This is a genomic window from Dehalococcoidia bacterium (assembly GCA_030648205.1).
Lineage (GTDB): Bacteria > Chloroflexota > Dehalococcoidia > JAUSIH01 > JAUSIH01 > JAUSIH01.
The window spans coordinates 39,567-53,491 of the sequence record JAUSIH010000026.1; the positions used below are offsets into that span (position 1 = coordinate 39,567).

At 65.1% G+C, this 13,925-nt stretch carries 12 protein-coding genes; 9 read left to right on the forward strand and 3 right to left on the reverse strand.

Annotation, left to right across the window (positions count from 1 at the left end; all coding sequences use genetic code 11):
* The first annotated feature begins 42 nt into the window (after positions 1–42).
* The 9 genes from Q7T26_02960 (at position 43) to Q7T26_03000 (ending at position 11,934) form a co-directional block, all read left to right on the forward strand.
* Positions 43–1,254 carry a CoA transferase gene (locus Q7T26_02960; protein ID MDO8531116.1) on the forward strand — a complete coding sequence of 404 codons (1,212 nt, stop codon included), beginning with the start codon at positions 43–45 and terminating at the stop codon, positions 1,252–1,254.
* A gap of 29 nt (positions 1,255–1,283) precedes the next feature.
* Entirely contained in the window at positions 1,284–2,522 is a 1,239-nt protein-coding gene (locus tag Q7T26_02965) for a CoA transferase (GenBank protein ID MDO8531117.1), read from the forward strand.
* Between the two features lie 17 nt (positions 2,523–2,539).
* Positions 2,540–4,006 (forward strand): MaoC family dehydratase N-terminal domain-containing protein, encoded by a 1,467-nt coding sequence (locus Q7T26_02970; protein ID MDO8531118.1) that lies wholly within the window; start codon positions 2,540–2,542, stop codon positions 4,004–4,006.
* Between the two features lie 7 nt (positions 4,007–4,013).
* Complete coding sequence (locus Q7T26_02975; protein MDO8531119.1) at positions 4,014–5,243, forward strand: CoA transferase; 1,230 nt, start codon at positions 4,014–4,016, stop codon at positions 5,241–5,243.
* 2 nt (positions 5,244–5,245) lie between these two features.
* A complete protein-coding gene (locus Q7T26_02980; GenBank protein MDO8531120.1) occupies positions 5,246–6,634 on the forward strand; it encodes a CoA transferase in 1,389 nt (462 codons plus the stop codon).
* Positions 6,631–7,785, forward strand: coding sequence for a MaoC family dehydratase N-terminal domain-containing protein (locus Q7T26_02985; GenBank protein ID MDO8531121.1), 1,155 nt, complete (start codon positions 6,631–6,633; stop codon positions 7,783–7,785). The genes Q7T26_02980 and Q7T26_02985 overlap by 4 nt, the downstream gene beginning before the upstream one ends.
* A 209-nt stretch (positions 7,786–7,994) precedes the next feature.
* Complete coding sequence (locus Q7T26_02990) at positions 7,995–9,194, forward strand: iron-containing alcohol dehydrogenase (protein ID MDO8531122.1); 1,200 nt, start codon at positions 7,995–7,997, stop codon at positions 9,192–9,194.
* 14 nt (positions 9,195–9,208) lie between these two features.
* The gene (locus Q7T26_02995; GenBank protein ID MDO8531123.1) at positions 9,209–10,432 is read left to right on the forward strand and encodes a CoA transferase; all 1,224 of its coding nucleotides are present in this window, start codon (positions 9,209–9,211) and stop codon (positions 10,430–10,432) included.
* 266 nt (positions 10,433–10,698) lie between these two features.
* On the forward strand, positions 10,699–11,934 hold the full coding sequence (locus Q7T26_03000) for a CoA transferase (protein MDO8531124.1): 1,236 nt from the start codon (positions 10,699–10,701) through the stop codon (positions 11,932–11,934).
* Between the two features lie 87 nt (positions 11,935–12,021).
* On the opposite strand, the gene Q7T26_03005 is transcribed toward Q7T26_03000, so the two are convergent.
* The 3 genes from Q7T26_03005 to Q7T26_03015 form a co-directional block, all read right to left on the reverse strand.
* Positions 12,022–12,366, reverse strand: a complete 345-nt coding sequence (locus tag Q7T26_03005; protein MDO8531125.1) for a type II toxin-antitoxin system PemK/MazF family toxin — start codon at positions 12,364–12,366, stop codon at positions 12,022–12,024.
* The gene (locus tag Q7T26_03010) at positions 12,359–12,631 is read right to left on the reverse strand and encodes a CopG family transcriptional regulator (GenBank protein ID MDO8531126.1); all 273 of its coding nucleotides are present in this window, start codon (positions 12,629–12,631) and stop codon (positions 12,359–12,361) included. The genes Q7T26_03005 and Q7T26_03010 overlap by 8 nt, the downstream gene beginning before the upstream one ends.
* A 364-nt stretch (positions 12,632–12,995) precedes the next feature.
* Positions 12,996–13,757, reverse strand: coding sequence for a hypothetical protein (locus Q7T26_03015; protein MDO8531127.1), 762 nt, complete (start codon positions 13,755–13,757; stop codon positions 12,996–12,998).
* Positions 13,758–13,925 lie beyond the last annotated feature (168 nt).

The following is a 13,925-nucleotide window of genomic DNA, read 5'->3' on the forward strand; positions in this document are numbered from 1 at the left end:
CGTGGGAAACGAGACCGCGAACGTCTTGCACAGGGGTCATCTATGGAACAGGCGCTTAAAGGGCTGAAGGTCATAGAGTTCGGCGAATACATCGCCGCGCCGTACTGCGGGAAGCTGCTTGCGGACATGGGCGCGGACGTGATCAAGGTGGAGCGGCCTCCCCAGGGCGACGTGGCGCGCCGGCACGGGCCGTTCCCCGGCGACCAGCCGCACCCGGAACGCAGCGGCCTCTTTCTGTTCCTGAACACGAACAAGCGGGGCGTCACGCTGGACCCCGCGGTTCCGACGGGCCGCGACCTGCTGATGCGGCTAGTCAAGGACGCGGACGTGCTGGTTCAGAGTTATCTGCCTCCTCAGACGGACGCGTGGGGCCTGTCGTACGCGGAAATGGAAAAGCTCAATCCCCGGCTTGTCATGACATCCATCACGCCCTACGGCCAGACAGGGCCGTACCGCAACTTCGCGGGGCACGATATCAACTGCGCGGCCATCGGCGGTGTCAGCGCCGGCAACGGCGACTCCGACAGGGAGCCGCTGGCCTTCGGCCTGACCCAGTGCGATTTCCAGGGAGGACTCAACGCCTCGGGGGCGACCACTGCGGCGCTCATCGCGCGGGAGGCCACCGGCGAGGGGCAGCACGTGGACATCTCCATAGGAGAAGTCTTGGCCACGCTGCACGTGGGGGTCAACCTGCCCACCTACATCTACCGCGGCATCGTGGCCACCCGCTCCGGTCGCCGTGGCAGCGTGGGGCGGTACCCCAAGGCGCTCCTGCCCTGCAAGGACGGCCATTTCTCCCTCAGCGCGATTCAGCTTGGGGAATGGATACGGTTCATTGAGCTGATGGGAACGCCCGAGTGGAGCAAGAACCCGCGCTACCGGGACCGCCGCGCCATGGCGGAAGAGTACCCGGACGAGGTGGACGCCCTCGTGTCCCAGTGGACGAGGCAGTACACGAAAGAGCAGATCTTCCAGATGGGACAGGACAAGCACATCCCCTGTGCGCCGGTGCGGACGGCGGACGAGACCCTTGCCGAGCCACACCTGCGCGAGCGCGGGTTCTTCGTGAAGGGCGCGACGCCCGACGGCCAGACGTTCGAGATGCCCGGCCCGACCGCCAGGTTCTCGGTCACGCCGTGGGCCTTGAGCCGCCAGGCCCCGCAACTCGGCGAGCACAATCAGGAAGTCTTCTGCGGCTCCCTGGGGTTGAGCCGCGCCGACCTGGTCGCCCTGCGACGCACGGGCATCATCTAAGACGGGCGCTTGAGCTATGGAGTAACGCGATGGAACGTAGCGCGCTGGACGGATTTCGAGTCCTTGACCTGGGCCGTGTCCTGGCCGGGCCCATGCTCGGCCAGTTGTTGGCGGACATGGGAGCAGAGGTCATCAAGGTGGAGTCGCACCAGAGGATGGACGGCACCCGGCTGGGCCGCCCCATCATCGGTGACGACATCGCGGGCGGCGACGAGGGCAAGTGGCCCAACATGCAGCCCATGTTTCACGCGGTGAACCGGAACAAGATGGCCATCACTCTGGACCTGAAAAGCCAGCAGGGCCGGCGGACGTTTCTGGATTTGGCGCGCGTCAGCGACGCAGTGACGGAAAACTTCTCCCCCGGGGTGATGGACAATCTGGGGCTGGGCTATCGCGACCTCTGCAAAGTCAAGCCTGACATCGTACTCATCTCCATGTCGGGGCCTGGCGCGTGGGGATCGAAGCGCCACATCGTCACCTACGCCTCGCAGATAGCGGCCCTCTGCGGCATGGCCGCCTTCATCGGCTATGAGGACGAGGAGGTGCTGGGCATAAGCCAGACCCACTACTGCGACGCCGCCGCCGCGACCGCCGGCGCCACCGCCGTTTGCCAGGCCCTGTACTATCGCCAGCGGACGGGAAGAGGCCAGTTCATTGACCTTTCCCAGTGGGAGGCGGACACGGCGTTCCACGCGGAGGCCATCATCGAGTATTCAATGAACAAGCGTGTGCTGCGCGCCAAAGGGAACTATCATCCCCGCATGGCGCCGTACAACGCCTACCGGTGCCAGGGCGACGACGCCTGGATATCCATCGCGGTGGACACGGAAGGGGCGTGGCAGGCGCTCTGCCGCGTCGCGGGCCATCCGGAGTGGGCGAGCGACGGCCGCTTCGCCGATATGTACCAGCGGCTGCGCAACCGCAAGGAGTTGAACGCGGTCATCAGCGAGTGGACGCGGAACGAGGATGCCTACGCCCTGATGGAGCGGCTCCAGGCCGAGGGCGTGGCGGCCATGCCCGTGATGAACATCCAGGACCTGTACTTCAACCCGCACCACCTGGCCCGTCAGGCCTTCGTGGAGACGGACCATCCCCTCGTGGGAGTGGAGCCAATCTACGGCATGCCGTGGAAGCTGAGCAAGACGCCCGGTCATATTCGGCGCGTGGCGCCGTCCGTAGGCGAGCACAACGAGTACGTCTATCAGGCCCTCCTCGCCATGCCCGGCGAGGAGGCTCGGGACCTTGAGGAACAGAAAGTCTTCTGGTAAGGGTAAGGAGAGAACAGATGGAAAAGCACGCAGGGACCATCACCGACGAGACAGTCGCCCAGCTCAGGGCCCAGATTGGCCAGGAGTTGGTCGGCAACGACCAGCCCTACATCGAGGCGGCGGGCAAGGACGCCATCAGGCACTTTGCCTTCGGCATGGGGGACTTCAATCCCCTCTGGTTAGACGAGACGTACGCGCGGAAGAGCCGCTTCGGCGGCCTGACGGCGCCTCCGTGCATCCTGTACGCCGCCGGGTACCACCGCCATCACGGGCTGCGCGGCGCGCACGGGCTGCACGCGGGCGGGACGTGGGAGTGGTTCCGGCCCATCCGCGTGGACGACCACTTCACCAGCAAGTGCTATCTTTCAGACGTGAAGGAAAAGCAGGGACGCTTTGGCGGCAGGGAGGTCATCCAGACATGGCGGGTGGACTACAAGAACCAGACGGGAGAGCTGGCAGGCTCCTGCTTCATGTGGACCATCCGGGCGGACCGCAGCGCGGCCCAGAGCAAAGGCAAGTACGCCGACCTCCAGAAGCAGGTCTATACCGACCAGCAGATACGCGACATCGAGCGGCAGGTGATGCACCATACGGAGCAGGGTGACATTCCCCGCCTGTGGAGCCAGGTGCAGGTGGGCGACGTCCTTCCCCCTCTCGTCAAAGGCCCCATCACGACCAATGACATCATCGCCTACTGCATGGGATGGGGCGGCGGCGGCAATCCGTACCACTATGCCCACTCCCTCAACCTCATCTACCGCCGCCAGCACCCCGGCGCCGCCACGAAGAACCCGCAGGGGATTCCGGACATCCCCGCCCGCGTCCACTGGGAGGACGACTACGCCCAGCGGTCGGGTCTGCCCTGGGCCTACGACCTCGGCCCGCAGCGCATCTCGTGGATGTCGCAGTTGATGACGGACTGGGTCGGCGACGACGGCTTCCTGAAGAAGATGGACGTGCAACTCCGCAGCGTCAACTTCGTCGGCGACACCACGTTCTGCAAGGGCGAGGTGACGCGGAAGTTCACCGAGGGTGACGAGGCCCTGGTGGAATGCCGCCTGTGGGCTGAAAACCAGCGGGGTGAGAAGGCGGTGCAGGGGACGGCCGTGGCGAGCCTGCCACAGTCGGCGCCCGCGCGGCCCGCTCTACGGCTCGTGCGGGAGACCCCGCCCTCCGGCGCTCAGTCCGCCAAGTGCATCTGCGTCGTGGACGGCGGCATGATCGAGCTGGAGAACGGCACAGAATTGCGGTACGAGGAATTCCATGCGCCATCGGTCTGGGCCCCCGGCGGGGCGGTGGCGCGGCGCTTGAACCAGCGGCTGGTCCAGGACAAGGTGGTCCAGTTCGTCCCGGTCCGCAAGGACAGGTATGGCCGCTTTGTGGCGAAGGTCTGGGTGGACGGCGTCAGTCCTTCTCAGACCATCCAGCAGGATATTCTGGCCCGCGGCTACCGCTTGAACGCGGCGGACGAAGGCGAGGGCTAGAGGCTTCATGACCACACGCAGCGCCGGGACGCGCAATGGGGGAGCAGTGCGCGGCGCACTCACCAACATGCGCGTCCTGGACCTGACACATGCGATGGCAGGGCCTTACTGCACCAAGCTCCTGGCCGACTATGGCGCGGATGTGGTGAAGGTGGAACGGCCCGGCACGGGAGACATGGCGCGATGGTTCGGCCCCTTTCCCGACGACCGGCCAGACCCTGAGCGGGGCGGCCTCTTCCTGTACCTTAACACGAACAAGAAGAGCGTGACGCTGGATCTGAAGTCGGCGGAAGGGCGGGCGCTCGCCCTGCGCCTGGCCGCGAAGGCGGACGTGGTGGTGGAGAGCTTTGCGCCGGGGGTCATGGCGTCGTTCGGGCTTTCCCCGGACGCATTGCGCGCGGCGAACCCCGCGGTCGTCCTGGTGTCCGTCTCCAACTTCGGACAGACGGGGCCGTACCGTGACTACCGGGCCACGGAACTGGTGCTGGAGGCAATGGGCGGTCTGGTGGCCGTGAACGGCGCGCCGGACAGGGCGCCGCTGAAGCTGGGCCTGGCCCAGGGCCCCTATCTGGCAGGCTCCGTCGCGGCGGCGGGCGCGCTGGGCGCCTTCTACGCACGGAGAGGCCGCGGCGCGGGGCAGCATGTGGATATCGCTATCAGCGAGTGCATCACCACGGTCATCCGAACGCAGGTTGTGGATTACACCTACATGGGTGTCGTGGGCTGGCGTCGTCCGGGTCAGGTCCTGCCTCTGCACAACATCATGCCGTGCAAGGACGGCTACGTCGTGCCTCAGGTGGGGAATAATCGGGACTGGGAACACTTCGTCGCCTTCACTGGCATAGAAGCGTTCCAGGATCCCCGGTATGCCTCCGCTGAGGGCCGGCATCGCTGGACGGAGGAGATTGAGCGCCACGTCCAGAAGTGGCTGGTCGAACAGGGCAAGAAGGAGCTGTTCCACCAGGCCCAGGAGTGGCGGCTGCCGTTCGGCATTGTGCAGGACGCGGGGGACCTCCTGCGCTGCGAGCAACTGGAAGCGCGGGGGTTCTTTACAGTCCAGGACCATCCCGTAGCGGGTGCGGTACGCCTTCCCGGCCCGCCGTTCCGGCTTTCGGCGAGCCCGTGGCGAAAGGGCCGCGCGCCTCTGCTGGGGGAGCACACGGAAGAGGTGCTGTGCGGTCATCTGGGGCTCGACCCCGGCGACGTGGCGGCGCTCCGCGAGAAGAGGGTCGCGTAGCCATGCAGACTGAGGGAATGCCCCTGCACGGAATCCGCATTCTGGAGGCGGGCCACCAATGGGCGGCGCCCATCGCCATCCAGTTCCTCGCCGGCATGGGTGCGGAGGTCATCAAGGTGGAGTCCACGGTCCACCCGGACATGGTCCGCTCCGGTTCCTACCCCGACGGCATCCCCGGAGAGAGGTATTGGAACAGGGGCGGGCGGTTCAACGACGTCAACCGGAACAAGCGGGGAATCACGCTGGACCTCACGAAGCCGGAGGGATGCGCGCTGTTCAAACAGTTGGTGGCGGTGACCGACGTGGTGGCGGAGAACTTCACGCCCCGCGTCATGGCGAACTTCGGGTTGGACTACGACTCGCTTCGGAAGGTCAGAAACGACCTGATTATGCTATCCATTACGGGCTTCGGTCACTCCGGGCCGTGGCGGGACTATGCGGGCCGCGGCTCCGGCCTGGAGGCCACGTCGAGCCTGACCTACATGACCGGTTACCCCGGCGAGGGGCCGATGAAGTCCGGCGTGCCCTATACCGACATCCCCGCGGCGTACCACGCGGCGTTCGCGGTGATGGCCGCCCTGAACTACCGCGACATGACGGGCGAGGGCCAGTGGATTGATCTCGCCATGTACGAGATCGGCGCGTCCGCCATGACAGAGGCGCTCCTGGACGCGGACTGGAACGGTAGGATAGCAAAGCCGCGGGGGAACCGCCATCCGGCGTTCGCGCCGCAGGGCTGCTACCCCTGCGCCGGGTTTGACGAGTGGCTTGCGCTGTCCGTCACGTCGGAGCGCGAGTGGCGGACGCTGGCGGCGCTCATGGGCAGGCCGGAACTGGCCGAGGACCCGCGCTTCGCGACACTCGCGGCGCGCGCGGAGCACCACGACGAGCTTGACGGCGTCATCGCGGCGTGGACAAAGGCCCATGCGCCCCAGGCGCTGATGGAGCGCCTGCAGCGGGCGGGCTTCAGCGCGGGGCGCGTGCTGACGAGCAAGGACGCCCTGCTGGACAAGCACTATCGGCAGCGCGGGGCCTTCCCCGTGGTGCGCCACCTGCCGGAGACAGGCGTGGGCGACCGGGTGCACACGGGCATACCGGTGCGGATGTCCGCCACGCCGTGTCACCTTGAGTCGCCCGCGCCCGGGCTGGGGCAGGACAACGCGGCGGTACTGGGCGGGCTTATCGGCCTCTCCGGCTCTGAGCTTCAATCGCTCCAGGAGCAGGGCATCATCGGCGACTGCCCTGTCGCCACTGTGCATGGCGCCGCCAGCGAGGGCGGGCGACCCGGCAAGGAGTCCGCCAGGACATATGATGAGGACTATCAGTCTTTGCTAGGGACCGCGCCGTCTCAGGGACGGAAGGACCATCGTGAAAAAGGAGGCGCGTCATGACGACCCAACCCGTGCACGTCGGCGACATCACTCCCGAGGGGCTGGCGAAGCTGCGCGCCCTCGTCGGCGTGGAGCTGCGCGGCATGCAGCAGTTCAACGACTATGCCGCGTCGGACACCATCCGCCACTTCGCGTGGGGGATGGGCGACGGCAACCCTCTGTGGTCGGACAAGGAGTACGCCGCAAAGACCCGATGGGGCCGCCTGGTGGCGCCGCCGCTCTTCGTCGAGACGGGCCGCAAGGTGATGAGCGTGGGCCTGCCCGGTGTCCACGCCCTCTGGGCCATTGACGAGCTGGAGTTCTTCCTGCCGGTCTATGAGGGAGACCAGATTGTCACCACGACCAGGGTCCTGGCTGTCAAAGAGCGCCAGGGCCAATTCTCCGGCACGTTCATCGAGCAGCAGATGGAGCACATGTACCGCAACCAGCGGAACGAGGTCATGTGCCGGCGCGTCCAGACGGTCTTCCGCACGCCCACGCGCGGCGGGCGGGCCAAGGGCAAGTACTCCGGCATCGAGAAGACCAAGTATACCCCTGAGATGCTTGAGCGCATCTTTGACGAGATGTTCAAGCACGAGCGGCGCGGGGCCACTCCGCGCTATTGGGAGGACGTGCAGGTCGGCGAGCAGCTTTCGCCGCTTGTGAAGGGGCCGCTCTCCGAGCAGGATATGATCGCCGCGTATGTCGGCATCGGCGCCACGGCGGGCATGGTGGGCGGCATGGAGCTATACCACAAGTTCCGGATGCGCCACAAGTCCTGGTCGTACACGAACCCGGAGACGGGGCTGATCGAGGCCCCGGCGCGCGTTCACTCGCAGGACTGGATGGCCAAAGACATCGGCGCGCCCGGCGCGTACGACAACGGCTCCCAGCGCATCACGTGGCTGAGCCAGCTCGCGACCGACTGGATAGGCGACGACGGGTTCCTGAAGCACCATCGCGTCGAGCTGCGCCGGTTCAACGCCATCGGAGACACCACGTGGTGCCGCGGCAAGGTTGTGGGGAAGTCGGTCAGGGACGGCGAGCATCGGGTGGAGCTGGAGATGCATGCGGTGAACCAGCGGGACGAGATCACGGCGCCGTGCCGCGCCACGGTCGTCCTGCCCAGCCGGCAGTCGGGGCCGGTGAAGCTGCCCACAAAGCCGCTGTAAGAGTGGTAGGCCGGAGGAGTCCAGAGGGGGCGAAGCCCCTTCTGGTGGGGGGCTGGGGGTATCCCCCAACTTCAATTTCTCCTCCCCCTCTCCAAATCTGGAGAGGGGCACCAAGGGGGTGAGGTCCCCCTCCCATGACTTATGGCATAATCCAGCGGGCGGCGCATCTGCCGCGGGTGTTACAGCGACCATTGCAGGAGGCACACAACATGAGCGAGAAGGGCCAGCGGCTGGAGGGCGAGGCGGAAATCCCGGGGGCGACCAGGATCATCTTCGGGCCGGACAAGGCGTTCACCGCCATCAACGCCGAGCTTGACGAGATAGGCGCCTCGCGCGCGTTCATCGTCACCGGCAACACGCTCGCCAACAAGACGGACCTCATCCCCCGGCTTGTGAAGGCCCTGGGCAAACGCAGCGTGGGGGTCTTCGACGGCATGCGCATGCACACCCCGCGCGACGCCGTGCTCGCCTCGGCGCGCATGGCCCGGAAGGCGAACGCGGACATCCTGATAGGCGTCGGCGGGGGCAGCCCCATCGTCGGTACGAAGGGCACGGCGCTCGTCCTGGCCGAGGGCGAGGACATGGACGCCCTCTGCACCCGCTACGACCACATAGCCAACACCTACGTCGTGCCGAAGTTCACCCATCGCAAGCTCCCCATTATCGTCATCCCCACGACGCTGAGCGCGGGCGAGTTCAACTCCTCCATGGGCATCACGAACCCCGCCACGGGCGGCAAGGATATCTACGTAGACCCGGGAGTCGTGCCGCACACCATCATTTTTGACCCTGTCATGACCTCGGCGACGCCGCCGTGGCTCTGGGGATCCACGGGCGTCAAGGGACTCCAGAACGCCGTCGAGCGGTACATGAGCCGCAACCGCAGCCCGTTCTCCGAGGGCCTGGGCCTGGAGGCCATCAGGATCGTCTTCCGGTACCTGAAACACTCGGTGGACGACCCGTCCGACATGTTCGCCCGCGGGAACCTGCAATTCCTGAACTGGATGACGGCGTTCGGAGGGGGCAAGGGCGGCTTCGGACTGGGGCACGGCATCTGCCACCAGTTGGGCGGCCTGTGCCACGTACCCCACGGCGTGAGCGGGTGCATCGTCCTGCCGCACATGATGGAATATAATCGGCCCGTGACACTCGAGAGGCAGAGGCACATCGCGGAGGCCATGGGCATCATCGGCGTGTCCGACGAGGAGGCCTCCGTGCAGGCGACGGCGAAGGTCCGGGGGCTGGTCAAGACGCTGGGCCTGCCGGGCCGCCTGCGGGACGCGGACGTTAGGGAGGCAGACTTGCCGAAGGTGGCGGAGCTGACGCTCAGGGACCGCTCTCTGAACGGGGCGCCGCGCCCGCCGAAAGACGCGGCTGAGATACTGGGCCTGCTCCAGAAGATGTACTAGACAAGGATGAAGAGATGACGACGGGACCTTCCGCACGAGCGACAGGGCAATTCACGGTCGTTGAGTATGGCGACGGCATCTCCGCCGCCCACGCGGGCAAAATGCTCGCGGACTTCGGCGCCACGGTCATCAAGGTGGAGCCGCCAGAGGGCGACGCGCTGCGTCGGATGGGGCCTTTCCCGGGCGACATGCCTGACCCCGAGAAGGCGGGCCATTTCCTGTACCTGAACACGAACAAGTACGGCGTCACCCTCAACCCCGCGCTCCCGACGGGCAGGGCCATCCTGCTGAAGCTGCTGGAAAGAGCGGACGCCTTCATCACGAACGCGGCGCCGTCGCGCCTCATCGCCGCGGGCCTCACCCACGTCGACTTGAAAACGTCGCATCCCCGGCTCGTGGTGACCACCATCACGCCGTGGGGCATGGACGGCCCCTACAAGGACCGCAAGGCGACTGACCTGACGATGAACGCCGCCGGAGGTTTCTCCTGGGGCATTGGCATGCCCGACGGCCAGCCGCTGCAGATGCCATACGACCAGAGCGAGTACCAGGGCGGGCTGAGCGCCGCGGGCGCGACTCTGGCCGCCCTGTTTGCGCGCTACAGGACGGGCAGGGGCCAGCACGTGGACATCGCCATCGCCGAGGTGCTCGCGTGCTTCTATGAGGACATGTACATGCCTGCCTTCGTCTTCCAGGGCGTCATGGGTCGGCGGCAGGGGTTTCGGAACACCATCGGGCGGTATCCGCAGACGCTGATGCAGTGCAAGGACGGCTACGTGAGCCTGAGCGCTCCACAGAAGGACCAGTGGGTGCGCTTCGTGCAGGTGATAGGCACGCCGGAGTGGTCGAAGAACCCGCGCTATCGGGACCGCCGCGCCATGGCGGAGCAGTACCCGGACGAGATAGACGCGCTGCTGCGACCATGGTTCATGGCGCGCACCAAGAAGGAGATATTCGCGCTGTGCGAAGAGGCCCATGTGCCCTTTGCTCCGGTGCACACCGTCGCGGAGGTCGCGGAGGACTCGCACTCACGGGCGCGTTCCCTCTTCACCGACGTGGCCCACCCGCGGGCGGGCGTCGTCCGCCAGATTGGCGCTCCCTTCAAGCTGACCGGGTCGCCGTGGCGCGTGGACAGGCCCGCGCCCACCTTGGGCCAGCATAACGTCGCCGTTTACTGCGAGCGGCTGGGGTACACGCCCAGCGACCTTGTGGACATGCGTCGGGCGGGAGTTATCTAGAGTGGCCCGTTCTAACGTTGGCGTTCCAGTTTGTGTCACCCTGAGCGAAGCGAGGGGTCTCTCCCGCAGAAGGTTTCCGGGGAGATTCCGAGTCCTTCCCCGGAAGGACTCGGAATGACACAAGCCCCCGCGCTCGAAGCGGGTGCAGGGCCGCCCTGCGGCCCGCCGGGGTCTGGGGCGTCCCCAGAAACGTTTTCTTCCCCTCTCCAGATGAAAAATACACGACCGCCCGCGACAACCGCGGGCCTGGTCATAGGGGGTCAGTCGTGACTGAAACACTGCCGCTTCAAGGGGTACGGGTCCTGGACTTCGGCACCGCGTGGGCAGGCCCGGCGATAGGCGAAATCCTGAGCGACCTCGGCGCGGAGGTCATCAAGATCGAGTCGCGCACCAAGCTCGACGGGATGCGCGTCGGGCGCCCCATGGTCGGCGATGTCATGAGCGGCGACGCGGGCAACGAGCCGGAGCTGCAACCCATCTTTCACTCGCTCAATCGCGGCAAGAAGAGTCTGACCATTGATTTCAAGACGCCGGAAGGGCACGAGCTGCTTCGGAAGCTCATCGCCGTCTCCGACGTGACCACCGACAACTTCTCGCCGGGCGTGCTGGACAGGGCCGGGATTGGCTACAAGGACCTGGTCAAGATCAAGCCGGACATCATCGTGCAGTCCATGTCTGGCGCCGGAGCGACGGGGCCGCTCAGCAACATCGTCGCGTACGCCCCGACCACAACCGCGCTGTCGGGCACGACATCGCTCGTCGGCACGGAGGACGGTCGGAACGTCATGCCCCAGCGCGGCTATGGGGACGCCAATTCGGCCATCCACGCGGCCATCGCCATCCTGCTGGCGCTCCACCACCGGGAGCAGACCGGACAGGGCCAGTGGATTGACGTGGCGGAGGTGGAAACGGCGACGGCGCTGCTGGGCGAGCCGTTCGCCGACTACTTCATGAACGGGCGCGTGGCGACTCCCCGTGGGACATTCCACCCCGCAATGGCCCCGCACAACATATACCCCTGCGAGGGCGACGACGCGTGGGTAGCTATCGCCGTGGCCAGCGAGCAGGAGTGGCGAGCGTTCTGCACGGCCATAGGGCGCGCGGACATCGCGGACAGGCCCGCCTTCGCCGACGTGGTCCAGCGCGTACGCAATCGCAAGGAGCTGGACGGCATCGTGAGCGCGTGGACGCGCCAGAAGACGCCCCGCGACGCCGCGGACGCGATGCAGGCGGCGGGCGTCGCCTCGGAGCCGGTCATGAACGCCCACGACCACTACTTCGACCCGGGCTTCAACTACCGGAAGGCGTGGGTGGAGGTGGAGCATCCCATTCTGGGGAACATCACGCTGCCCGCGGTGCCGTGGCGGCTGAGCGACACGCCCTGCAAGATCACCGGCCACGCGCCCACACTGGGCCAGCACAACGCCTACGTCTGCCACGACCTGCTGGGCGTGCCGCAGGAGCGGGTGGACGAGCTGGCGGCCAAGAAGGTGCTGCAGTAGGGGATGGGGTCTGGCGAAAGGATGTTCGCTGCCCGCTCTTGGTCCTTCAAGTGCCACATACCACATGGCTTTGCGCGGGTTGGGTATCTAGTGTTCCAACCCCAAACTCCAGTGCAAGGCCACGTCAACATCCCGCATCGTTCCCCTGCTTAGGACGCCAGCCAATGCACCCAAGCGCGTCTGGTCAACTGTCTGGACCTGCTCACACAGGACCGTCCCATCCAGACGAAGCCCGGTCTCTTTGGCTGTGACGGGAACGTGGAACGGGTAGCGTCGGCGGCGTGGCTGCGATGTGATGGCGGCGACGATGGTAACGGGACTGGAGCGGTTGCCGACGTCGTTCTGGACTATCAAGACGGGGCGACGGCCCGCCTGCTCGGAGCCAGTGGTTTGTGGAAGCTCGAGCCAGTAAATCTCGCCCCGCTTAACCATCGGCGCGCTCGTCCCACCGCGTGCTCTTGCGCATCATCTCGCCGGCGAGCGGGAATGCCTCCTCGGCAAGGCGGCGGTCCTCCTCGGCCATTTCCCGGTAGCCCTGCTCCATCAACGCTTCGACGCGGGCGCGCTCTTCTTTCTCCAGAAGTTCGGCGATTACGCCGCTTCTGGTCTTGGCGCGCTCTCTGGCCAGCCCGTCGGCCACAGCAAGCAGACCTTTAGGCAGGCTGATGGTGACTTTGGCGACGCCTGACGGACGCATACTATGCCTCCGCCATACAGATTACCATACCATTGGTATGACCACAAGTCTTACCGAAACAGACCACGCCCCGACGCCCGGCCAGCACAACGCCTGCGTCTGCCGCGACCTGCTGAGCGTGCCGCAGGAGCGGGTGAACGCGTTGCGGTGGGGCTCTGTGTGGACAGTACTCGAACTTCCTGCGGCCTGATCTGGTGCCCAGGCTGAGGGAACTGCTGGCCAGCGATTCCTGACTCGCCTGGCGGACCTAAACGTACAGAAACCAGAACTCAGCCTATTTTTGAGCTCTTTTTAGTGCTAGTCTTGCCCCGAAGCTAGAATATCTTGAGGCGTTAGCACACAGATTTGGCAGCACCACAGATGGCTAACGATTCATGCTTTCCCAAAAAGTCCACATGTTGTGGGCTGCATCTTGAAGTTCTTTAATAAGTGGGCGCATAGATTCCTTACTTGCACCTCGGTCATCTATCGCTATACGGAGTTTCTCGGCTGAGTCCTTTATCTTCTCAGCGACTTCGAGACCCCACTGTCTGTTGTCACTCACGACGCCAGCCCGTTTTCGTTCCTCAGCCATAATCCGTTTCACCTCTCTAGTCTCCCATGCTGAACGCCCTGGTTGGTATTGGAAGATCCAGGCCTGGCCGTCGTGCGCACTTGATAGGCGATTGAAAGCGTCTACAGCCGCTTCTGCCATAGCGTTAGCCTCACGGATAATGAGAGGGGAATCCGGCTTCTGCGGTGCCACGTCGTCATGTACTGAAGTTATTCGGAGACGACGCCACCTCTCAATGACTTTACGATGTGGCCTCAAGAGACGGCCTATTTCGGCGAGTTCATCGTCTGATGTACGCGGCGCAAGCGCCACCTTTTCATTCCTAGCGGCGGCAATCAAGGAGTCGAGACTATTCGCATGGGAGTCCGGGTCAAAGATCTTCCAAAACTCCACGACGAACGCTTGACGTAGCGCGTATAGCACTGGCTGGAAGAACCCTTTGTAGCGGTTCAGTCCAGCAGCCTCTTCTTCACTCCTCGACTGCAATTCCTTCCATATGGCGTAGATAGTGACGGCGTTCCATATTGTCTGTGCTAGCTGCTTGCGTCGTCGTTTGAACTCTTGGGGTTCCATCTTTGTGACCGATCGCACCAATTATACAAGGTGATTGAGTACGGTCTGGCACCAGGAGTAGGATGGTGCCATGGACCTGCAAAGCTATGAACAGCTTGTGAAGAGCGAGTCAACAGCGAAAAAGTATGTGTTGGGATTTTGCTGGAAAAACCATCAGCGGTTTTGCCC